Origin of the sequence: Pseudomonas sp. S37, from assembly GCF_016658545.1 — a bacterium.
Taxonomy (GTDB): Bacteria; Pseudomonadota; Gammaproteobacteria; order Pseudomonadales; family Pseudomonadaceae; genus Aquipseudomonas.
Map to the genome: position 1 here is coordinate 20,040 of NZ_JACVZC010000048.1, position 21,931 is coordinate 41,970.

The 21,931-nt window shown below is 64.1% G+C and carries 19 protein-coding genes; 9 read left to right on the forward strand and 10 right to left on the reverse strand.

Translation table 11 applies throughout. The features are described 5' to 3' along the window. Positions 1-11: 11 nt before the first annotated feature. From IAE39_RS15985 to IAE39_RS16000, 4 genes are read left to right on the forward strand one after another with little or no spacing between them, the layout of a single operon-like run. Positions 12-797, forward strand: a complete 786-nt coding sequence (locus IAE39_RS15985) for a sugar phosphate isomerase/epimerase family protein (protein ID WP_201204056.1) — start codon at positions 12-14, stop codon at positions 795-797. Beyond that, on the forward strand, positions 784-1,734 hold the full coding sequence (locus IAE39_RS15990; RefSeq protein ID WP_201204058.1) for a sugar kinase: 951 nt from the start codon (positions 784-786) through the stop codon (positions 1,732-1,734). The genes IAE39_RS15985 and IAE39_RS15990 overlap by 14 nt, the downstream gene beginning before the upstream one ends. Before the next feature lie 57 nt (positions 1,735-1,791). Beyond that, positions 1,792-3,084 carry an MFS transporter gene (locus IAE39_RS15995; RefSeq protein ID WP_201204060.1) on the forward strand — a complete coding sequence of 431 codons (1,293 nt, stop codon included), beginning with the start codon at positions 1,792-1,794 and terminating at the stop codon, positions 3,082-3,084. Between the two features lie 10 nt (positions 3,085-3,094). After that, complete coding sequence (locus tag IAE39_RS16000) at positions 3,095-4,057, forward strand: 2-hydroxyacid dehydrogenase (protein ID WP_201204062.1); 963 nt, start codon at positions 3,095-3,097, stop codon at positions 4,055-4,057. 226 nt (positions 4,058-4,283) lie between these two features. On the opposite strand, the gene IAE39_RS16005 is transcribed toward IAE39_RS16000, so the two are convergent. The 3 genes from IAE39_RS16005 to bamA form a co-directional block, all read right to left on the reverse strand. Next, a complete protein-coding gene (locus IAE39_RS16005; RefSeq protein ID WP_201204064.1) occupies positions 4,284-5,249 on the reverse strand; it encodes an endonuclease in 966 nt (321 codons plus the stop codon). A gap of 14 nt (positions 5,250-5,263) precedes the next feature. Next, positions 5,264-5,647 carry a hypothetical protein gene (locus IAE39_RS16010; RefSeq protein WP_201204065.1) on the reverse strand — a complete coding sequence of 128 codons (384 nt, stop codon included), beginning with the start codon at positions 5,645-5,647 and terminating at the stop codon, positions 5,264-5,266. 251 nt (positions 5,648-5,898) lie between these two features. Continuing rightward, positions 5,899-8,262: an outer membrane protein assembly factor BamA gene (bamA, locus tag IAE39_RS16015; RefSeq protein ID WP_201204067.1), complete on the reverse strand. Its 2,364-nt coding sequence runs from the start codon at positions 8,260-8,262 to the stop codon at positions 5,899-5,901. A 197-nt stretch (positions 8,263-8,459) separates the two neighbouring features. On the opposite strand from bamA, the gene IAE39_RS16020 reads away from it, so the two are divergent. Both IAE39_RS16020 and IAE39_RS16025 read left to right on the forward strand, forming a co-directional pair. Next, entirely contained in the window at positions 8,460-9,161 is a 702-nt protein-coding gene (locus tag IAE39_RS16020; RefSeq protein WP_201204069.1) for a response regulator transcription factor, read from the forward strand. Continuing rightward, a complete protein-coding gene (locus tag IAE39_RS16025) occupies positions 9,158-10,423 on the forward strand; it encodes a HAMP domain-containing sensor histidine kinase (protein ID WP_201204077.1) in 1,266 nt (421 codons plus the stop codon). The genes IAE39_RS16020 and IAE39_RS16025 overlap by 4 nt, the downstream gene beginning before the upstream one ends. On the opposite strand, the gene IAE39_RS16030 is transcribed toward IAE39_RS16025, so the two are convergent. The 7 genes from IAE39_RS16030 to IAE39_RS16060 all read right to left on the reverse strand — a co-directional run bounded on the left by IAE39_RS16030 (position 10,416) and on the right by IAE39_RS16060 (position 18,556). Next, positions 10,416-11,411: an aldo/keto reductase gene (locus IAE39_RS16030; protein ID WP_201204079.1), complete on the reverse strand. Its 996-nt coding sequence runs from the start codon at positions 11,409-11,411 to the stop codon at positions 10,416-10,418. The genes IAE39_RS16025 and IAE39_RS16030 overlap by 8 nt on opposite strands. A gap of 96 nt (positions 11,412-11,507) precedes the next feature. Continuing rightward, complete coding sequence (locus tag IAE39_RS16035) at positions 11,508-12,359, reverse strand: LysR family transcriptional regulator (RefSeq protein WP_201204081.1); 852 nt, start codon at positions 12,357-12,359, stop codon at positions 11,508-11,510. Positions 12,360-12,632: 273 nt separating this feature from the next. Then, positions 12,633-14,264 (reverse strand): BCCT family transporter, encoded by a 1,632-nt coding sequence (locus IAE39_RS16040; protein ID WP_201204082.1) that lies wholly within the window; start codon positions 14,262-14,264, stop codon positions 12,633-12,635. 118 nt (positions 14,265-14,382) lie between these two features. Beyond that, a complete protein-coding gene (locus IAE39_RS16045; protein WP_201204084.1) occupies positions 14,383-15,507 on the reverse strand; it encodes a hybrid-cluster NAD(P)-dependent oxidoreductase in 1,125 nt (374 codons plus the stop codon). Positions 15,508-15,512: 5 nt separating this feature from the next. Then, the gene (locus IAE39_RS16050) at positions 15,513-16,769 is read right to left on the reverse strand and encodes an aromatic ring-hydroxylating oxygenase subunit alpha (protein WP_201204086.1); all 1,257 of its coding nucleotides are present in this window, start codon (positions 16,767-16,769) and stop codon (positions 15,513-15,515) included. Between the two features lie 112 nt (positions 16,770-16,881). Further along, on the reverse strand, positions 16,882-17,820 hold the full coding sequence (locus tag IAE39_RS16055; protein ID WP_201204088.1) for a LysR substrate-binding domain-containing protein: 939 nt from the start codon (positions 17,818-17,820) through the stop codon (positions 16,882-16,884). 268 nt (positions 17,821-18,088) lie between these two features. Beyond that, positions 18,089-18,556, reverse strand: a complete 468-nt coding sequence (locus IAE39_RS16060) for an Lrp/AsnC family transcriptional regulator (protein ID WP_201204090.1) — start codon at positions 18,554-18,556, stop codon at positions 18,089-18,091. A gap of 165 nt (positions 18,557-18,721) precedes the next feature. Here IAE39_RS16060 and IAE39_RS16065 point away from each other — a divergent pair, with 165 nt between their 5' ends. The 3 genes from IAE39_RS16065 to IAE39_RS16075 form a co-directional block, all read left to right on the forward strand. After that, positions 18,722-19,972, forward strand: coding sequence for a Zn-dependent hydrolase (locus IAE39_RS16065; protein WP_201204092.1), 1,251 nt, complete (start codon positions 18,722-18,724; stop codon positions 19,970-19,972). An 80-nt stretch (positions 19,973-20,052) separates the two neighbouring features. Continuing rightward, on the forward strand, positions 20,053-21,264 hold the full coding sequence (locus tag IAE39_RS16070; protein WP_201204093.1) for a diaminopropionate ammonia-lyase: 1,212 nt from the start codon (positions 20,053-20,055) through the stop codon (positions 21,262-21,264). A 62-nt stretch (positions 21,265-21,326) separates the two neighbouring features. Beyond that, the coding region (locus tag IAE39_RS16075) for an amidohydrolase (protein WP_201204095.1) at positions 21,327-21,931 on the forward strand (605 nt) is incomplete at its 3' end.

Consider the following 21,931-nt stretch of genomic DNA (forward strand, 5'->3'; position numbering starts at 1 on the left):
GGATAAAAACAATGTACCCGAACCCCGTTTCCATCAGCCTCTCCAGCTACGGCGCCGATTTTGTCCGGCAGCGTGGGCAGGAGCAGTTCCTTGACCTGCTGGCCGCCGCGGGCGTAAGCCGCGTCGAATTGCGCGAAGAATTGTTCGCCAGTGCGCCAGACGCTGCTGCGCTGGGTGCGGTTATTACCGCGCTGCGCATGGAATGTTTGTACTCGACACCCCTTGAACTGTGGACTGCGCAAGGTGTGCTTGACCCGTTGCTGGCGCAGAAGCTGGAAATCGCCCGGGCGCTTGGCGCGGTTGCGCTGAAGGTGTCCCTAGGGCACTTCGATGAACGCTGTGACGTGTCGGCTTTGGCGGCGCTGCTACCGGCGCATGGGCCGCTGCTGCTGGTGGAAAACGACCAGACCGCTCAAGGCGGCAGGGTCGAGCCGCTGCTGCGGTTCTTCCAGCGTGCCGACCTGTTGGGGCTGCGCCTGGGCATGACCTTCGATATTGGCAACTGGCAGTGGCAAGGCGAGTCGGCAGCGCAAGCCGCGCGGCAACTTGGCCGCTGGGTGTGCTACGTGCACTGCAAAGCGGTTCAGCGCCGGGCCGATGGCCGCCTGGTTGCCGTGCCGCCACAAACAACGGACCTGCAGGCGTGGGCAGCGCTGATGGCCGAGTTCGCCCCCGGTGTGGTGCGCGCCGTCGAGTACCCCTTGGTCAGCGAAGACCTGCTGGCACTGACCCGTGCCCAGGTGTGCAGCCTGTCCGCGCTGGGCGCGGGCGAGGAGGTGGCCCATGCATCAGCATGACGTGCTGTGTTTCGGCGAAACCATGGCCATGTTCGTGGCCGAGCACACGGGCGACCTGGCCAGCGTCGGCCAGTTCGGCAAGCGCATCGCGGGCGCAGACAGCAACGTGGCCATCGGCCTGGCACGGCTGGGCTTCGCGGTACGCTGGCTGAGCCGGGTAGGTGACGACTCGCTGGGGCGCTTTGTGCTCGACAGCCTGCGCCGCGAAGGCCTGGACTGCTCGGCTGTCGAAGTGGATGGCAATGCCCCCACCGGTTTTCAGCTCAAGGCCCGTTGCGACGATGGCAGCGATCCCGCCGTGGAGTACTTCCGCCGTGGGTCGGCAGCCAGCCGGCTGTCGCCAAGCCAGGTCCAGCCTGGCCTTCTGCAGGCCCGTCACCTGCATGCCACGGGTATCCCGCCCGCACTGTCGGAGGGTTGCCGGGAGTTGTCCCATGCATTGCTGGACGCCATGCGTGCTGCCGGGCGCAGCATCTCGTTCGACCCCAACCTGCGCCCTTCGCTATGGCCAGACCAACGCAGCATGGTGCGCGAGATCAACGCCTTGGCGGTGAAAGCCGACTGGGTTTTGCCGGGCCTGGAAGAGGGCCGCCTGCTCACCGGCAAACACAGCCCGGCGGACATCGCCGGTTTCTACCTCGACCAGGGGGTGGAACTGGTGGTGATCAAGCTGGGCGACGCCGGCGCGTACTTTCGCAGCGCCAAAGACGAGGGCCAGCTTGCCCCTGTGCCCGTCAGCCGTGTGGTGGACACTGTCGGTGCTGGCGATGCCTTTGCCGTCGGCGTGCTCAGCGCGCTGCTGGAGGGGCGCCCGGTGGCCGAAGCGGTGGCCCGCGGCAACTGGTGCGGCAGCCGCGCCGTGCAGTCACGAGGCGACATGGAGGGGCTGCCGCTGCGCCACGAGCTGGAGGCCTTTGAGCCGCGCAGAAGCGCGTGATCGCCCAACCCGGATTACCTGTTGCAACAAAAACAACAAGCTCAGGAGTAACAAACCATGCAAAGCCAACGCCTGGCACCGCGCCGCTGGTGGTACATCATCCCGATCGTGTTCTTTACCTACAGCCTGGCCTACCTGGACCGCGCCAATTACGGCTTCGCCGCCGCTTCCGGCATGGCTGAAGACCTTCACATCACCCCTGTACTGTCGTCACTGCTGGGGGCATTGTTCTTCCTCGGTTACTTCTTCTTCCAGGTGCCCGGGGCCATCTACGCCGAAAAGCGCAGCGTGAAGAAGCTGATCTTCTTCAGCCTGATCCTCTGGGGCGGCCTTGCCACGCTCACCGGCATGGTCAGCAACGTCTACATGCTGATCGGCATCCGTTTCCTGCTCGGGGTGGTCGAGGCCGCCGTGATGCCGGCCATGCTGGTGTACCTGTGCCACTGGTTCACCCGTGCCGAGCGCTCGCGTGCCAATACCTTCCTGATGCTCGGCAACCCGGTGACCATCCTGTGGATGTCGGTGGTGTCGGGTTACCTGATCAAGCATTACGACTGGCGCTGGATGTTCATCATCGAAGGCCTGCCGGCCGTGATCTGGGCGTTCTTCTGGTGGCGCCTGGTGGATGACCGCCCGGCCCAGGTCAGCTGGTTGAGCGCGCAGGAAAAGGCCGACCTGCAGCAGGCGCTGGCCGCCGAGCAGCAGGGCATCAAGCCGGTGAAGAACTACCGCGAGGCGTTCCGCTCGCCACAGGTGATCATCCTGGCGCTGCAGTACTTCTGCTGGAGCATCGGGGTGTATGGCTTCGTGCTGTGGCTGCCGTCGATTCTCAAACAGGCAGCGAAGGTAGATATCGTCCAGGCCGGCTGGCTGGCTTCGGTGCCCTACCTGGCGGCGGTGCTGGCCATGGTGGGCGTGTCGTGGGCGTCCGACCGCCTGCAAAAGCGCAAGCGCTTCGTCTGGCCGCCGCTGCTGATTGCCGCCGTGGCGTTCTATGGCTCCTATGCCCTGGGTACCGAGCACTTCTGGCTGTCGTATGCGCTGCTGGTGGTTGCCGGTGCCTGCATGTATGCGCCCTATGGCCCGTTCTTCGCCATCGTGCCCGAGATTTTGCCGGCCAACGTTGCCGGTGGCGCCATGGCGTTGATCAACAGCATGGGCGCGCTGGGTTCGTTCGGCGGCTCGTGGCTGGTGGGCTACCTCAATGGCGCCACCGGCGGCCCTGGTGCTTCTTACCTGTTCATGTGCGGTGCGTTGCTGACTGCTGTCGCGCTTACTGCCGCCCTCAATACTTCCCAAACCTCTGGCCGCGCCAAGCGCAATGGTTCGCGCCTGGCCATGAACCATTAGGAAACCTGCAATGAAGAAGCGAATCGTGCTGTACAAGCGCCTGTCCGACGACTTGATGGCCCGCCTGCACGAGCAGGTTGAAGTGACGTGGGTGGATACCGCCCAGCCCGATGGCCTGGCCCGTTTGCGCGATGCCTTGCCGGGGGCGCACGGCTTGCTGGGGGCCAGCTTGCGGCTGGATGCCAGCCTGCTCGACCTGGCGCCACAGCTGGAAGTGGTGTCCAGCGTTTCGGTAGGGGTAGACAACTATGACATTGCCGAACTCAGCCGCCGCGGCGTGATGCTGACCAACACCCCGGACGTGTTGACCGAAACCACTGCCGATACTGGCTTTGCCTTGATCCTGGCCACGGCCAGGCGGGTGGTGGAACTGGCGAACTGGGTGCGTGACGGCCATTGGCAGGCCAACCTGGGGCCGGCGCAGTTTGGTAGCGACGTTCATGGCAAGACGCTGGGTATTGTTGGTATGGGCCGCATCGGCGAAGCCCTGGCCCGCCGCGCCGCAGCAGGCTTCGGCATGCGCGTGCTGTACCACAGCCAGCGCGCCAAGCCAGCAGTGGAGGCGCGCCATGCTGCACGGCAATGCAGCCTGGATGAGCTGTTGCAGCAGGCGGATTTCGTTTGCCTGACCGTACCGCTGAGTGCCAGCACAGAAGGGCTGATCGGCGCGCGGGAGCTGGCCTTGATGAAAGCTGATGCGATTCTGGTGAATATCTCGCGTGGGCGGGTAGTGGACGAAGCTGCGTTGATCGACGCGCTGCAGGCCAAGCGTATACGCGGTGCGGGGCTGGATGTGTTCGTGCAGGAGCCGTTGCCGGTGGACTCGCCACTGTTGCAGCTCGACAACGTGGTGGCGACCCCGCACATTGGCTCGGCAACCGAAGAGACCCGCCAGGCCATGGCGCGTTGCGCGGTGGACAACCTGCTCAGTGCGCTGGCGGGTGAGCGGCCGGTGAACCTGGTTAACGGATAACCGCGGGCTTTGCCCTTGTGGGATGGCACCGGCTTTGAACTAGCAGGGACACTGTGGGAGCGGCTTTAGCCGCGAACACCGGCGCAGCCGGTGCCATGAACCGCGTTGAATTCTTCGCGGCTAAAGCCGCCACAGGGTATGCGGACCGCTTGCGAACTCAGTTCTCTGCGCGACAGCGCAGCGCAAAGGGCTGGGCGATCTCCTGCAAGGCGCCGTGGTAGCTTGCCTAACGGCAGTTACCCGCCTTGCGATAGCCCGCAGCCTGCGCCTCACCCTCGGTGGCGAAGCTGACCTGGTTCTTCGCCGCTACCTGGTTGTACCCCGGGCAGCCGACCGACAAGTGATAGACATGGCTGTTGCGGTTGCCCAGCACCGCCCCCACCGAGCCGGCACTGGCCAGGTTCGGCGTTACCTCGGCCTTGGCTGGCTTCTCCGGCACCGCCTGTGCAACGCCACTACCCACCGGCTTGTAGTCCGCTGTCCACTTGCGCTCGCCGCTCACGAACGGGTTGGCATGCCCCATGATCGCGGCAATGCGCCGGTCACGCTCTTTCTCCCAGGCCGATACCGGGTGCTGCTTGTCCCACGCCATCAGCAGCTGTTGCTGCTGGCGCGACATGCTCAGCTGGTAACGGTCGAACATGTAGAACGTGGTACGCGCCACCAGGCCTTTCACTTCGTCACGCGGCTCTGCTGCGCGCTGGACAAAATCGACCTTGGTGCTGCACTGGCCATATTCGCCGGCATTGCCAGCGACCATGCCGTAGTTGAAGTTGCTGCGGTCACCGTTGACCTCACCCACGGCCGGGTACAGGTTGAACAGGTCGGCCTCCATGGCACGGAACACCGGGTCGCTGTCCACGCAGTGCTCGCGGCCGCCGTTCTTCCAGCATTGGCGCTGGTTGCCAAAGGTGTAGGCGGGCACGATGTGTTCCCACTCGGTGCGCTCGGCACGGTTCTGCTGCTTGCGCGTCTGGTAACCGCATGAGGCGGCATCGATGCGCCCGCCAGACTTGCCCACCCAGGTCCATTTGCACCCGCAGTACAGGTCGCCCATGGCACTGCTGGCCTGGTCCAGGTACACCTTCTGCTTGGCCACCACCTTGGCTTCAGTGAAGGTGGCTGGCGGGTTGGCCAATGCGGGGAGGGTAAAGGAAAATAGTAACGTTACGGCGTAAAGCAGTGATTTCATGAGAAAAACATATTTCAGGTTGGGGCGCGCATTGTAATGCTTTCGCCAACGCTGACCAGCTCGCTCAGCCACACCAGTGGTCGGTTCGGGTCGTTGCTGCCCATACGGCTGAAGGTGCCCGAGTCGAGCATTTTCCGCACTTGGGTGGCCAGGCGTAGCAGGTGCTCGATGAAGCCACTGCCGACGTCGCCGGTGTCTTCCAGGCAAACCTCGCTCTGCGGGTGGCGGATGGCCAGGTGATAGTGGCTGACCCCGTCGCCATTGCCGCTGCCGTCCAGTGTCACGGTGAAGTGGGGGCCGAGCAGGTTGGCCAGGCGCTGCTGGACCAGCTCCAGCAACGCGGCCGGCACCTCATCGTGGCGCAGGGTGGTGGGGAAGCATGGTGTGAACGGGGGCATGAATGTGTCCTGCTGGGCGGGGTTCGAGAGCTGGCCAGCTTAGGCAAGGTGACTGTCAACTTGGGTTAAGCGGGGGTAAAAGCGGGTAATACCCGGCGACGCGATCCCTGTAGGAGCGGCCTTGCGTCGCGATGGGCTGCGCAGCAGCCCCAAGGATTTAGCGCCAATGCAAAAATTTTGGGGCTGCTGTGCAGCCCATCGCGACGCAAGGCCGCTCCTACAGGGGATCGCGAGAGCTGCCGGGTCCGATATCAGAACGTCTGCCCCAGCGAGAACTGGAAGATCTGGGTCTCAGCGTTATCCGGTTTTTTCAGCGGCGCCGCCAGGCTGAAGCTCAGTGGCCCCATCGGGCTGTACCAGGTCACACCCACCCCCAGTGACACGGCCATCTGCGCCAGGTCGACGCTGCCGCAGCCCTGGGTGGTCGACAGGTAGCAGGTGTCGGCATACACGTTGCCGGCATCGACGAACACCGAGCTGCGCAGCTGGCTCTGGTCTTTCACGAAGGGCAGCGGGAACAGGTACTCGGCGCCACCGGTAACCAGGATATTGCCCCCCAGCACGTCGGTGTCGCGGTCGGAGTAGTAAGCCTGGCCAGCGCTGGAGTAGGTGCCGGTAGCCGGTGTACTGCGCGGGCCGAGGGTGCCGTCCTTGAAGCCGCGTACCGAGCCCTGGCCCCCCGCGTTGTAGCTTTCATAGAACGGCAAACCCTCGGTAGACCCGTAGCCGTTGCCGTAGCCCAGGCTGGTGTGCAGGCGCAGCGTGGTGTTGTTGGTGACTGGCAGGAAAGCCTGGCCGTTGTAGTCGAGCTTGTAGAACGACAGGTCGCTGCCCGGGGTGGTGGCCATCAGCGTCAGGCTCTGCGAATGGCCACGGGTGGCCAGCACGCCTTTGTTGAGGGTGGACTCCGACCAGCCGATCGACGCCTTCAGGTTATTGAAGCTTTTGCCCTCGCGGGTAATGAAGTCGTAGATCTCGTCGGCGCTGTAGGTGCCGGGCGAAATGTCGTCGTGCTGCAGGGTCAGGCCGTAGGTCAGGCGTGAGGTTTCGTTGATCGGGTAGCCAAAGCTGACCCCGGCGCCGTAGCTGTTGATCGCGTAATAGGAAACGCCATCGTCGTAATAGTCGCTGTAGTCGGTGCTGTTGTAGAACAGGTTGTAACCCAGGCTCACGCCGTCGGCGGTGAAGTAAGGGTCGACGAAACCGAAGTTGTACTTGGTCTGGTATTCCGAACGGGTCAGGCCGACGGACACCTTGTTACCGGTACCGAGGAAGTTGCTCTGGCTGATCGAACCACCCAGGATCAGGCCGGCGCTCTGGGCGAAACCGACGCTGGCGGTGATCGAGCCGGAGGCCTGCTCTTCGACGCTGTAGTTGACGTCGACCTGGTCATCGGTGCCCGGCACCGGCGGGGTCTCGACGTTGACTTCCTTGAAGAAGCCCAACCGCTCGAGGCGGGTCTTGGACTGGTCGATCAGGTAGGTCGACGCCCAGCCGCCTTCCATCTGGCGCATCTCGCGACGCAGCACTTCGTCTTCGGTCTTGGTGTTGCCGCGGTAGTTGATGCGGTTGACGTAGGCACGCTTGCCCGGGTCGACCACGAACATGATGTCGACCGTGTGGTCCTGGTCGTTCGGCTGTGGCACGCCGTTGACGTTGGCGAAGGTGTAGCCTTCGTTACCCAGGCGGCGGGTAATCAGCTCGGACGTGGTGGTCATCACCTTGCGCGAGAATACCTGGCCCGGCTGCACCAGCAGCAGCGACTTGACCTGGTCTTCCGGCACCTTGAGGTCACCGGACAGCTTCACGTCGCGAACGGTGTACTTCTCGCCTTCGTTGATGTTGACGGTGATGTAGACGTGCTTCTTGTCCGGGGTGATCGACACCTGGGTGGAGGCGATGTCCATGTTGATGTAGCCGCGGTCCAGGTAGTAGGAACGCAGGCGCTCCAGGTCACCGGAGAGTTTTTCGCGGGCGTACTTGTCGTCGTTCTTGAAGAACGACAGCCAGTTGGTGGTCTTCAGCTCGAACAGCTGGCCCAGGGTGTCATCGTCGAACACGTTGTTGCCAACGATGTTGATGTGCTGGATGGCAGCGACGGTGCCTTCGTTGATCTTGATCTTCAGCGCCACACGGTTGCGCGGCTGCGGCACCACCTCAGCGTCGACCTCGGCCGAGTAGCGGCCCTGCGCCACGTACTGGCGCTGCAGCTCGTTACGCACGCCTTCGAGGGTGGCACGCTGGAAGATCTCGCCTTCGGCCAGGCCCGATTGCTTCAGGCCCTTCATCAGGTCTTCGGTGCTGATCGCCTTGTTGCCTTCGATCTCAATGCTCGACACCGACGGGCGCTCGACCACGTTGATGATCAGCACATTGCCATCGCGGTTCAACTGGATGTCCTGGAAGAACCCGGTCTTGAACAGGGAACGGGTCGAGTCCACCAGGCGGCGGTCATCGGCCTGGTCGCCGACGTTCAGCGGCAGGGCACCGAACACGCTGCCGGCGGAAACCCGCTGCAGGCCGTTGACGCGAATGTCGGCGATCCTGAACGGTGCGGCATGGGCCAGCGTGGCTTTCAGCAGCAGGATGGAGAGCAACAGGCGCGGGTAGTTCATCGGGGGTTCCAGACAAGCGGATTTGGAGGGGAGCAAGCGCGGGCAACCCGCAAGCAGCGGGCGATGAGGATACGGGCGGGCTGTGTACGGCGCGGTTAGCCGAGGGTAAAGATGTGTAAAGTCCGACCGGGCGGCGGTGACAGTGCCTGCCTGCGGGGCGATCATTACCACCCCTGCAAACCTGATACCTGGCCCTGATGATCCCTGTGCTGCTGGTCGACGACGACCGCGAACTGACCGAAATGCTCTCTTTGTACCTGGCCCGCGAAGGCTTCCAGGCCACGGCCGTGGACACCGGCGAGGAGGGCGAGACCCAGGCGTTGTCCGGCAACTTCCAGGTGGTGGTGCTGGATGTGATGCTGCCCGGCATTTCCGGCATCGAAGTGCTACGCCGTGTGCGTGTGCGCAGCCAGGTACCGATCCTGTTGCTGACCGCCCGTGGTGACAACATCGACCGCATCGCCGGCCTGGAGCTGGGTGCCGATGACTATGTGCCCAAGCCCAGCTCCCCCGGTGAGCTGGTGGCTCGCCTGCGGGCGATACTGCGCCGCGTGCAGCCGCACCTGATGGGCGAAGCCAGTGCCCCCGAGGCGCCCGAACAGGTGCGCAGCGGTGCCTTGAAGATGTGGCCAGGCCGGCGCGAAGCGCATTGGGGCAGCGCCACGCTGGAGCTGACCGGCTCCGAGTTCAGCCTGCTCGAAGCGCTGGCCCGCCAGGCTGGCCAGCTGGTCAGCAAACAGGACCTGTCACTGAACGCCCTGGGCCGGCCGCTGACCCGTTACGACCGGCGCATCGACGTGCACGTCAGCAGCATCCGGCAAAAACTCGGCCCGCGTGCCGACGGCAGCAGCTGGATCCAGAGCGTGCGCGGCATGGGCTACATGCTGATCGTCGAATGATGCGCCGGCGCCTGTTCTGGAAGCTGTTTCTGGCCTTCTGGCTGGCCAATACCCTGACCTTCCTGGTGGGGGCGGGGGCCTTTATGCTCAATGACCTGCGCGGCGATACCCCCGGGTTGCGTTCGCTGCTGGCCACCGAGCTGCAAATGCTCGAACGCCATGGCGAGCGGGCCGGTCGGCAATTGCTCGATGTGTCGCCACAACCGCCGGATGTGCAGGTAGGCCTTTACGATGATCAAGGCCGCTTGCTGGCGGGCAAAACGGTGCACGCGGCGCGTTTCGAGCAGGCATTGGTCGACCGCGACGGCCGCCCGCTGGTACTGCGTGCCTCGGTGGCTACCCATGTCGGCATGGCGCCGCGCCCACACAACGTGGGCCCGTTCGTGACGGGCGCACTGATGAGTGCGCTGTTCGCCCTGTTGTGCAGCCTGTACCTGACCCGCCCGCTGGCCTGGCTGCGTGAGGCCATGGGCCAGGTTGCGCAAGGCCGGTTCGATGTAAGGGTGAGGCCACGGCTGGGCAAGCGCCGCGACGAAATCGTCGAGCTGGCCGAGGACTGCGACCGCATGGCAGGCCAGCTCAAGGCGCTGGTACAGGCGCAGCAGAACCTGCTGCATGATATTTCCCACGAGCTGCGCTCACCGCTGACCCGCATGCATGCCGCCATCGGCCTGATGCGCCAGCAACCCGACCGGCCCGACATGCTCGAGCGGGTCGAGCGCGAGTCACGACGCATGGACGACCTGATCGAGCAGCTGCTGACCCTGGCCCGTGCCCAGTCCCGCCAGGGCAATAGTGATTTTGCCAGCGTGGATGTGGTCGAGCTGCTGGCGCAGATCGTCGAGGATGCCCGTTTCGAGGCCAGCATGAAGCAGTGCCAGGTGTCGTTGCTGGCGCAGGGCGCGTTTCTCATGCATGGCCATGAAGAGCTGCTGTACCGTGCCTTCGAGAACATCATCCGCAATGCCGTGCGCTACACCGCGCCCGGCACGGCGGTGTTGGTCGAGGCCGCACCGGCACCGGGTGGGCAGTGGTTGCAGGTGTGCGTCAGCGACCATGGCCCGGGCGTCGACCCGGCACGCCTGCAGCGCATCTTCGAGCCGTTCGACCGGGGTACCGACAGCAACGGCGACGGCTTTGGCCTGGGCCTGGCGATCGCCCAACGGGCCATCGCCCTGCACGGTGGCAGCATCACCGCGCTGGCCGCTGCCACCGGGGGCTTGCGGGTACGCATCGAGCTGCCCCAAGCCAGCGCTATTTGAAGCCGGTGACGGCGTGCGGAACGTAAGGGGCCTGCAAGCGCGCCACCTCGTCCTCGCTCAGCTGCAACGACAGCGCGCCCAGCGCATCGTCCAGGTGAGCGGGCTTCGAGGCGCCGACGATAGGCGCTGACACGCCGGTTTTGCCCAGCACCCATGCCAGGGCCACCTGGGCCATGGGTACGCCGCGTTCGCCGGCAATCTGCTCGACCACATCAATGACCCGGCCATCTTCGGCTTCGGTGTTTTCATAGAACGACTGCCCGGACAGGTCGGTGCGGGTACGCTCGGTCTGCTGCCCGTGTGGCCGGGTCAGGCGCCCACGCGCCATCGGGCTCCAGGGCATCAGGCCGACACCTTGGTCCAGGCACAGCGGGATCATCTCGCGTTCTTCTTCGCGGTAGATCAGGTTGAGGTAGTTCTGCATCGACACGAAGCGGCTCCAGCCGTTGCTGGCTGCCACCTGCTGCGCCTTGGCAAACTGCCAGGCGTACATCGACGAGGCACCGATGTAGCGGGCCTTGCCGGCCTTGACCACGTCGTGCAGGGCTTCCATGGTCTCCTCGATGGGGGTGTGGTAGTCCCAGCGGTGGATCTGGTACAGGTCGACGTAGTCGGTGCCCAGGCGCGCAAGGCTGGCGTCGATGCTGGCCATGATGGCCTTGCGGGACAGGCCTTGTTCATTCGGCCGGCTGGTGCCTTGCCACATGTTGGCGGGGAAGAACACCTTGGTGGCAATCACCGCTTCCTCGCGGCGGGTGAATTCCTTCAGCAGCTTGCCGACGATGATTTCCGAGGTGCCGGCAGAGTAGCTGTTGGCGGTGTCGAAGAAGTTGATACCCTGCTCGACGGCGTGGCGAATGATCGGCCGGCTGGCGTCTTCGCCCAGGGTCCAGGGGTGGGTGCCAGCATCCGGATCGCCGAAGGTCATGCAGCCCAGGCACAACCTGGAAATGTCCAGCCCGGTGCTACCCAGTTTTACGTATTGCATTGTCGTCTCCTTAACGGGCGCTAGTGATGGGGGCAGCCTAACGCTGGCAGGCTTGCGCGAAAATTCCGTATTGCTGCAGGTTTAATCCGCAAAATTTCACAAGCGTAGAAGCGGTCGAACCTGTTGCTGAAGGAAGTCGGTAACCGCCTTGATCCGCGGCGTGGCGCGCACGTCCTCATGCACCGCCAGCCAGATTTCAATGCTCATGGTCTGCTCGGCGCTACCGGCTTGCTTCAGGCCATGCTCCTGGGCCATGAACGCCGGCAGGCACGCGATGCCGATACCGCCGGCACAGGCCTGGGCCTGGATGCGCAGGTCGTTGCTGTGCAGCGCGAAGGGCTGCTGGCCGGCCTGGCGGTTGAGCCATTGCTGTTGTGGCGAGCTTGCCTGGGACTCGTCGTAACCGATGTAGCGGCGGGAGGTGGCGCTGGCCAGGTAGCCTGGTGACGCGTACAGGCTGTAATCAAGGTGCCCCAGCAGGCTGACCACCAGGGTTGGCTCGGCCGGCCTGGCCAGGGCGATGCTGATGTCCGCTTCGCGGCGTGCCAGGGATGCTTTCGACTTGCTGCCAACCAGCTTCAGGCGCAGTTGCGGGTGGCGCTGGTACAGCTCGCCCAGGCGCCGGGCGACGATACTGCCCAGCAGTGCCGGTGGCGCCGCCAGCACCACTTCGCCCTCTACCGCGTGCTGGCCGGCGCTGGCGAAATGTTCCAGGGCGAACGACGACGTGGCCATTTGTTCGGCGAGCTCCGCTACGCGTCGGCCTTCATCGGTGAGGGCATAGGCGCGCGGGCGGCGGTCGACCAGTTTGAGCTTGAGCGAGGCTTCGAGTGAAGCGATGCGCCGGGCTACGGTGGCGTGGTCGACGCCCAGGGCCTTGGCGGCGGCGGACAACGAACCGGCCGAGGTGAAGGCGGAGAAATGGCGCAGGTCTTCCCAATCGAACATGGATGGCTCGGCAGTGGCGAGGGTAGAAAGGGGTAGGGTAACCCTTTCTGCTTTGCACTGTGGGATTAGCGGGGCTTTGAGATTTTGGGGCTGCTTTGCAGCCCAATCGCGACGCAAGGCCGCTCCCACAGGCCAAGCGCAATGTCCGAGCTCACATTGCACCTGTGGGAGCGGGTTTACCCGCGAAGCAGGCGACGCGGAGGATGGCACCGGCTTCGCCGGTGTTCGCGGCTGAAGCCGCTCCCACAAGGACCGCGATAGTTTCTTGGCTTCCTATGCCACCTCACCACTCGCCCGGGCTTGCTCGACAGTGATGCTCACCGGCACCTCCCGGGCAATCACCACCTCACTGGCAAACAAGCTGCGCATCAGGCTATACCCGGTCAGCAGCATGTAGAACGCAATCGGCAACCCGACCACGATGCTGGCCATCTGAATAGCCAGCAGCCCGCCGGCAATCACCAGGCTGGCCGCAATCGCCCCTTCCAGCACACACCACAGCACCCGTATCCAGTTGGGCGGGTTGATGCTGCCCAGCGAGTTGAGCATGCACAGCACTTGGGTGCCGGCATCGGCAGCCGTCACGAAATGCACCGCCAGCAACAGGCAGATGATCACGCTCAGTACCGCACCCAGGGTCGGCCCGCCCAGGCGATCGAGCAGGGTGAACATGGCCGTGGTGGTTTCCTTGCGCGTGGCCTCCAGCACCGGGCCACCCTGGAACGGGCCGGCAGCGGTCTGCTCGGCAACCGGCAACTGCTGGTAGGCCTGGCGCGCCTGTTGTTCATCCTTCAGCGCGCTGCCGCCAAACACGGCCATCCACAAGATGGTCACCAGGGTCGGCACCAGCAGCGCGCCAAACACCAGCTCACGAATGGTGCGGCCACGCGAGATGCGGGCAATGAACAGCCCCACGAACGGCCCCCAGGTCATCCACCACGGCCAGTAGAAGGCGGTCCAGCTCTTCTGCCAGGCGCTGTCGGCCTGGGCATCGGTCCAGAAACTCATGCCGATGATGTTCTGCGCGTAGTCACCGGCGGACTCGAACAGCAGGTTCATGATGTAGTTGGTCGGGCCCAGGCCCAGCACCACCAGCATCAGCCCCAGGGAAATCCACATGTTCAGCGTCGACAGGCGCTTCATGCCGCGCGACACGCCAGCCACCAGCGAAATCGAGGCGATCACCGTGACCACGGCGATGATGCTCAGCTTGAACGACAGGGTAACCGGGGTGCCGAACACCTGGTGCATACCCATGTTGATCTGCTCCACGCCCAACCCCAGCGACTGCGACACGCCAAAGGCGGTCACCGCGCCACCAATGATGTCCACGGTATGGCCGATCGGCCCGTAGATGCGGTTGCCGATCAACGGGTAGAGGATCGAGCGCAATGCCAGCGGCAACCCTTCACGGTAGGCGAAGTAGGCCAGGCCCAGGCCGATCACGGTGAAAATCGCCCACGGGTGCAGGCCCCAATGGAGCAGGGTGATGCGCATGGCCATCGATGCGGCCTGGTCGGTCAGCCCGGGGGTGAACGGGTTGCTGGCGTAGTGCAGCACCGGTTCAGCCACCGACCAGAAGATCAGCCCCACACCCATGCCGGCACTGAACAGCATGGCAATCCAGGCGGCGAAGCTGAATTCCGGTTTTTCGTCGGCTCGGCCGAGCTTGAGGGTGCCAAAGCGGCTGAAGGCGATGAACACCAGCACCCCGAGGATGCCGCTGACCAGCGCCAGGTAGAACCATTTCAGGTGGTCCAGAATGGCGTCGGAGGCCCCCTTGAACACCCCGGCGGCCTGGTCGCCGTACGAGGCGCACAGCACCACGAACGCCACGACTATGGAGAGCGACCCAACGGTCACAATGGGATTGAGGCCTTTGAACAGGCCTTCTTTTGCACGCATCGTCTATATCCTTCTTATTCTTGCAGGCGGGCGCACACGCACCCGCCTGGCGGCGTTGCAGGTTTATGGTGCGCAAACGAAAAAAGGGCGCCTGAACTTCAAGCGCCCTTGTCGGGGGTCAGAGGTCGACCACCAGGTCCGAGGTCGGGCGGCTGCAGCACAGCAGCCGCAGGCCCTTGTCGATTTCACGCTGGCGGATGCCGCCGTTGTGTTTCATGTCTACGCTGCCTTCCAGCAGCGCGGTCTTGCAGGTACCGCACACGCCCTGGCTGCAGGACGAGGGCAGCACGGCACCGGCCTGTTTGGCGGCAGCCAGCACGGTCTGGTCGGCACGCATGGTGAAGGTCTTGCCCGAGCGGGCCAGGCGCACAGTGAAGGTATCCAGGGCCTGGCCTGGGGCAGCCGGGGCGGGCTCCGGCTCGGCCTCGGCGCTGATGTCGAAGCTTTCCTGATGGTAGCGGGCCAGGTCGAAACCGGCGCCGGCCAGCAGCGCCTTGGTGGCGTCCATGTAGCCTTTGGGGCCACAGGTGAACACGGCGCGTTCCTTGAAGTCAGGGATTTCGCGCTGCAGCGTTTCCAGTGACAGGCGCCCGAGCGGGCCGCTCCAGTCGGGTTCGTCACCCAGGCTTTCGCAGAAGAACAGCGTGCGCATCTGCGGCATGCTGCGTTCCAGGCGTGCCAGTTCATCGCGGAAGATGATGTCTTTCGGCGTGCGGGCGCTGTGCACGAAAACAATGTCCAGTTCGGCATGCAGGTCGGCTGCGGCGCGGGTCATGGCCATCAACGGCGTCACGCCCGAACCCGCCGACAGGTACAGCAGCTTGCGCGACGGGCCGGCCACCGGGGTGAACACACCGGCCGGGCCCGAGGCGGCCAGGGCGTGGCCCGGCTGCAGGTGGTCGTGCAGCCAGTTGGACACGGCGCCGCCCGGCACCCGCTTGACCGTGATCGCGAAGGTGAACGGCCGGGTTGGCGTGGACGACAGGGTATAGCAGCGCGACACGCTGGCGCCGTCGATCACCGGCGACACGGTCAGGAACTGCCCGGGCTCATAGGCCAGGGCGTGGTAGTCCGGGCTGTGGAAGGTGAAGGTCTTCACGTCGTGGGTTTCGTCCACCACGCTCAGGCATTCGATGCGCCGGCTGGCGCCGCTGGCCCACTGGGCGCCATGGGCGGCCCAGTGGTCGCTGTCGGTGAAGCGCTGGTCGGCGCGCAGGCCGGCAATGTTGTGCAGTGCGGTCATGGCCTTCAAACCCCGTGCGCGGCGAGACGTGAGGTGTACCAGCGGGCGAACTGGTCCACGTACGGCTCGGTGAAGGTGGAGTAGGGGCCCGGCACGAACGCGGGGTCTTGGGTGCCGCTGTGGGTGATAGCCACCAGCGCGGCGTCCTGCTGGGTGGTGGCCACCCACACTTCGGTCAGGCGCTGCAGGTCGTAGTCCACGCCTTCCACGGCATCGCGGTGCACCAGCCATTTGGTGCGCACCAGGGTACGCTCTGGCGACAGCGGGATGATCCAGCTGATCATCGCGTGGTCGCTCATCACATGGGCCCAGGCGTTGTTGCCCCACAGGTGGGTGTCGCCCAGGTCGCGGCGGGTGAGGTTGCCCAGCAATTTGCTGCAGGCTACCTTGGTGTCGAGGGTTTGCGACTCGCCGCTGCCGGCGATGATCATGCGCTGGGTACGGAACTGGGTGGGCGAGCTGTCCTGCAGGTGCTCGACGGTCTCGTATAGCAGGCCGTTGTTGGCCCAGTCGGCCTCGATGCCGGCCTTGCGTACCTGGTAGGCATCGTAGGAGGCACGGGCATCGTCGCTCATTTCTTCCAGGCTGACGCCGAGGTCTTCGGACTGGTACGAAACGATCAGTTCCGGGTGGGTACCCGCGCAGTGGTAGCACTCGCGGTTGTTTTCCATCACCAGCTTCCAGTTGCCGTTCTCGATGTAGTCGAGTTCATGGGCAATGCGGGTGTTGGCCAGGTCGAACGGGGCAAAGCGCGGGCCCATGACTTCTTCGAGGTCGCTGATGTCTTCGGGTGGGTTGTCGCTCAGGCACACGAACACATGGCTGCCGATGACCTTGCAGTGCACCGGGATCAGGCTACGGCACTTGGGGTCGAAGCCCTTGCCCATGTGGCTGGCGTGCTTGAGGCTGCCGTCCAGGTCGTAGGTCCACTGGTGGTACGGGCACACCAGCATGCCGACGGTGGACTTGCCCGGTGCTTTCAGGCGTGCGCCGCGGTGGCGGCAGACATTGCGGTAGGCGCGGATCTGTTCGTCATCGTCACGCAAAATCAGCACCGAAGCCTTGCCGATGTCCACGGTAAACACATCACCGGGTTCGTCGACATCGGCCGTGACCGCCACCTGGATCCAGTGTTTGTTGAAAAAGATATCCATATCGGTGTCGAAAACATCCTGGCGGCTGTACAACTCGCCAGGCATGCCGAAGCCCGGTTGCCGCGCATCGACAAGTTCGCGATGGGTTTTATCAAGTGGGCTGTTCATTGTTGTCCTCAGGCACTTTTATTTTTAATTAACCAAGCCATGTGCGGCGAATTATTAAAGTGCCCCCGAACAGCGTCAATGCGCTTAATTTTCCACTTCCCATTACCTGTGGTTATGCAGCGGTACACGCCGCGCTTTGCAGCCAATGGGCAATGGCACGGGTATGGGCCAGTGCCGGTCGCCCGTGCGGCACGACGATGTAATACGACTCACGGGTACGCACGGTGAATGGCTCCAGCCGCACCAGCGCGCCGCTGCTTAGCAGGTGCTCCACCAGCCGGCCCCAGCCCAGGGCGATGCCGTACCCGGCCAAGGCGGCATTGATGGCATCGGTGTACAGGCTGCAGCGCAGGTTGTAGCGCGGCGCGGCAGGGGCCAGGCCTTGTTCGCGGAACCAGCTTGGCCAGTCGACCCAGCCTTCGGAAGTGGAGTCGGCGTCCAGCAGCCCTGCGCCAGCCAGTTCCTCCAGGGTGCCGGGCATGCTGTTGCGGGCCAGCCAGGCCGGGGCGCAGACCGGGAAAACTTCTTCTTCGAACAACAAGATAGCTTCACCGTCCTCCCACTGGCCGTTGCCATAGCGCACGTCGAGGTCGTAGTCGCGCTTGCGCAAATCGCCCGTGAACATCTGCGTGGCCAGGCGTAGCTGCACCTGTGGCAGGGCGTCGGCCAAGGCGTTGAGCCGGGGCATGATGCGCAGCTGGGAGAAGGGCGCGGTGGAGCCCAGCACGATTTCCTGCTGGTGGCTGATATGGGTGATCTGGTCGAACGCACTGGCCACCCGTTGCAGCGATTCGGAAATGCTGGCGAAGAGAATCTCGCCGCCCTCGGTGAGGTGGATGCTGCGGTGCGAACGGTGGAACAACAGTGCCCCGAGGTTTTCTTCAAGGGCCTTGATCTGCTTGCTGACTGCCGCCTGGGTCACGCCCAGTTCAATGGCCGCGTGGGTGAAACTGTTGAGCCGTGCCACGGCTTCGAATTGCAGCAAGGCGGTCATCGACGGAATGATTCTTCGATAACCTTTTTGTTGGGCAGCGCCTGTTTGGATTGTCATTATATTCCAGACACGGTTGTGGGCAGGGCGCGTAATACGGCCTGCCTGGGTATTGTTATTGTGAGGGTGCGCAACGGGTTGGTTATTTTATGATGCACAGTTGCTGTTTAGTGGGATATTACAAATATGACAATTAATAGAAAACCTTGAAGAGCACGCAACCTGTGTAGGAGCGGCTTCAGCCGCGAACACCGGCGCAGCCGGTGCCATGCACCGCACTGGATTCTTCGCGGCTAAAGCCGCTCCTACAGGGAATCGCGGCAAGGCTTCAAGGTGCGAGGGTCGGCACAAACATCCCGGTCTTCACATTGCTCATCGACACCAGCGTCTTGAAGTGCTTGACGTTGTTGTTCTCGAAGAACAGTTCACGGGTCAGTTGGGTGTACTGCTCCATGTGCCGCACCAGCATGATCAGCACGAAATCGCACCCACCGGCCACGTAGTAGCACTGCTGCACCTGCGGGCAGGCGAGGAAGGTGCGTTTCATGTCGTCGAGCAGGTCCAGCCGCTCGTTCTCCACTTCCACCTCGGTGATCACGGTCAGCGTGTAGCCCAGTTGTTCGGCGTTCACCTGCGACACGGTGCCGCGTATCACACCGTCGGCGGCCATTTTCTTCAAGCGCCGGTTCACTGCGGCCGAGGACAGGTTGACCTGTGTTCCCAGGTCCAGCTGAGACGTGCCGGCGTCGCGTTGCACCGCATCGAGCAGGGCCAGGTCGAAATGATCCAGGGGCATGAACAGGCCTCCGTAGCGCAATAGCGCCAAATGGCGCAAATCCGTAATGAAATTGCATGCGGGCCTGCAAAATCAAGTTTTTCGTTCGCGGCAAGCGAATAAAATTCTCCCATGAACAAAACAGCGGTGCAGGGCCATGGCGTTGCACCCAGGGAGAAACGGTTGATGAACGCAAGCACCCCACTGCAACTGAACGGCGCTTTGCTGCTGCAGCAGATCCGTGAACTGGGCCAGGTAGGCGCCGATGCCACCCATGGCGGGCGCACCCGTATTGCGCTGACCGATGCCGAAAAGGCCGGGCGCGACCTGTTGGTCGGCTGGATGCGGGCACTCGATCTTGACGTGCAGGTCGACCGTATCGGCAATATCTTCGGCACCTTGCGCTGCGCCACAGACAGCGGCGACCAGCGCCCGCTGATGATGGGGTCGCACATCGATACTGTGACCAACGCCGGTGCCCTGGATGGCTGCTACGGTGTACTGGCCGGGCTGGCAGTTGTGCGTGCCTACCGGGATGCCGGGCGCTTGCCCGAGCGCTCGATCACGGTTGGCGCGTTTACCAACGAAGAGGGCGTGCGCTACCAGCCCGACATGATGGGCTCGCTGGTGTATGCCGGCGGCCTGCCACTGCAACAGGCGCTGGATACCCTGGGCACCGACGGCACCCGGCTGGGTGATGAGCTGGCGCGTATCGGTTATGCCGGCAAGCTGGAACCCGGGGCCATCGTGCCGCACGAATACCTGGAGTTGCACATCGAGCAAGGCCCGATCCTGGAAGCCGAGGGCACCCTGATCGGTGTGGTCGAGAACCTGCAGGGCATTTCCTGGCAGCAGGTGGAAGTAAAGGGGCACGCCAACCACGCCGGCACCACCCCGACCCACTTGCGCCATGACGCCGGCTTTGTCGCCAGCGCCATTGTCGCCGAACTGCGCGCCATGGCCGTGGATTCCGGCACCACCCTGGCAACGGTCGGCTGCATGCAGTTCGAGCCGAACGTGATCAACGTGATCCCGCGCAAGGCCACGTTCACCGTTGACCTGCGCGACCCGGATGAAACCTGCCTGGCGTATGCGGAAGAGCGCCTGAAGCACTACCTGGCGCAGTTGGCCGAACGCGAAGGCGTAAGCATTACCCGCGAGCAGCTGGTGCGCTTTGAACCTGTGAGTTTCGATGCCGGCCTGGCCGATGCCATCGAAGCCTCCGCGCAGCGCCTGGGCTTCAGCCACCGGCGCATGACATCTGGCGCCGGCCACGATGCGCAAATGATCGCCCGCATCGCCCCGGCGGCGATGATCTTTGTACCGAGCCAGGGCGGCATCAGCCACAACCCGCGTGAGCACACCGACGACCAGCAACTGATCCAGGGCGCCCAGGTGCTGCTGGATGTAGTGAGCCGCCGCCTGACCCACGCCTGATTCCCACTGTAATGCCCCGCCCGCTGCAGCCTGGCTGCGGCGGCATGGGCTTCCTGTTGCCTGTAGAAAAGGAGTGCCGCATGTTTGTTTCCAACCCCAAGGCTGGTCGCCAGCCATACCCGCACGCATTGCTAGAGGTGATGAGCATCGCCAAGGCCGAACAAAGCCGCCAGTGGCTGGCCGGCTGGAAACGCCTGAACACCGGTGCCACGCCGCTGTATGCCTTGCCCGACCTGGCTGCCGAGCTGGGGGTTGCCCAGTTGTCGGTCAAGGACGAATCGGTGCGTTCGGAACTGGGCAGTTTCAAGGCCCTGGGGGCGCCCATTGCCTTGGTTCGCCTGATACTGCGTACCTTTCCCGAGCAGCAATTTGACCCGCATGGGCTGCTGGAGGGTCGCTATGCCGACCTGCTGGGCCACTTCACCGTGGTCAGCGCCACTGACGGTAACCACGGCAAGGGCCTGGCCGCAGCGGCAGAAAGCATCGGCTGCCGTTGCGTAATCGTGCTGCACGCCAACGTCAGCATCGAACGGGAGCAGGCAATTGCCGCTTACGGCGCGCAGATCGTGCGCATTGCCGGCAACTACGACGAATCGGTCGAGCATGCTGCCGAGCTGGCTGCAAGTAATGGTTGGACCGTGGTGTCCGACACGTCCTACGAAGGTTATGAGGTGATCCCGCGTGACGTGATGCAGGGCTACGGCACCATCGCCGCGGAAATCGTCGAAGCCACGGCCGGGCAGGCACCCTTCACTCACGTGTTCCTGCAGGGCGGGGTGGGTGGCCTGGCAGCCGGCATCGTCAGCTACCTGTGGGAGCACTACGGTGAACAGCGCCCGGTGTTCATCATGGTCGAACCCGAACAGGCCGACTGCCTGTACCAGAGTGCCGTGCTCGGCCGGCCAGCCAGGGCGACCGGGTCGGTGGATTCGGTCATGGCCGGGTTGGCCTGTGGCGAGACGTCGCCGTTGGCCTGGCGCTTCCTTGAGCCCAGCGTCGATTACTTCATGACTGTCCGTGACGACCAGGCTATTGCGGCCATGCGTCGTCTGGCAGCCGGCAGCGCTGGCGATATCCCGCTGGTGGCGGGTGAGTCCGGCGTCGCGGGCCTGGCCGGGCTGGTGCAACTGGTCCAGGGGGCTGGCGCAGCCGCCGACCTGGGCCTGGACAGCAATGCCCGCGTGCTCTTCATCAGCACCGAAGGTGCCACCGCCCCGGGCGTCTACGCCGAACTGCTGGGCGAAGCGGCCGCTTCGGTACTGGCCCGCCAGCGCGCCTGGGCCCGCGCCTGATCCACCCCGAAAGCCGGGTAAATTCTGATCAACGCCCGTCACAGGAACTGCAACCATGAGCAATGACATTACCTTCGAGCAACAGCGTCGGTGACGGCCCCGGGGTGATCGGCCTGCGTGCCGACATGGATGCCCTGAACATCAGCGAGCAGGCGCAGGGGCGGGCGCATGCTTCGTGCAACCACGGCAAGATGCACGCCTGTGGCCACGACAGGCACATGGCAATGGTGCTGGGGGCTGCCGACCTGTTGTGCCGCGAGCGCAACTTCAACGGTACCGTGCGCTTTGTATTCCAGCCGGCTGAGGAACACGGGCGCGGGGCCAAGGCGATGATGGCCGACGGGCTATTCGAACGCTTCCCGGTCGATGCCCTGTATGGCGCACACAATATGCCGGGCATGCCGGCCGGCCATATCGCCACCCGGGCCGGCGGGGTCATGGCCAGCGAGGACAACTTCGTCATTAGTATCCAGGGCAAGGGCACCCATGCCGCACGGCCGCACATGGGCATCGACCCACTGGTGATCGGTGTCGAGATTACTTTGCCGAGGTGGTGCGGGTCAGCCTGTCGGGTTGATCATCCTTTTGTTGCCTTGACACGCCACCCTGTAGGAGCGGGGGGGGTGGGGGGGGGGGGGGGGGGGGGGGGGGGGGGGGGGGGGGGGGG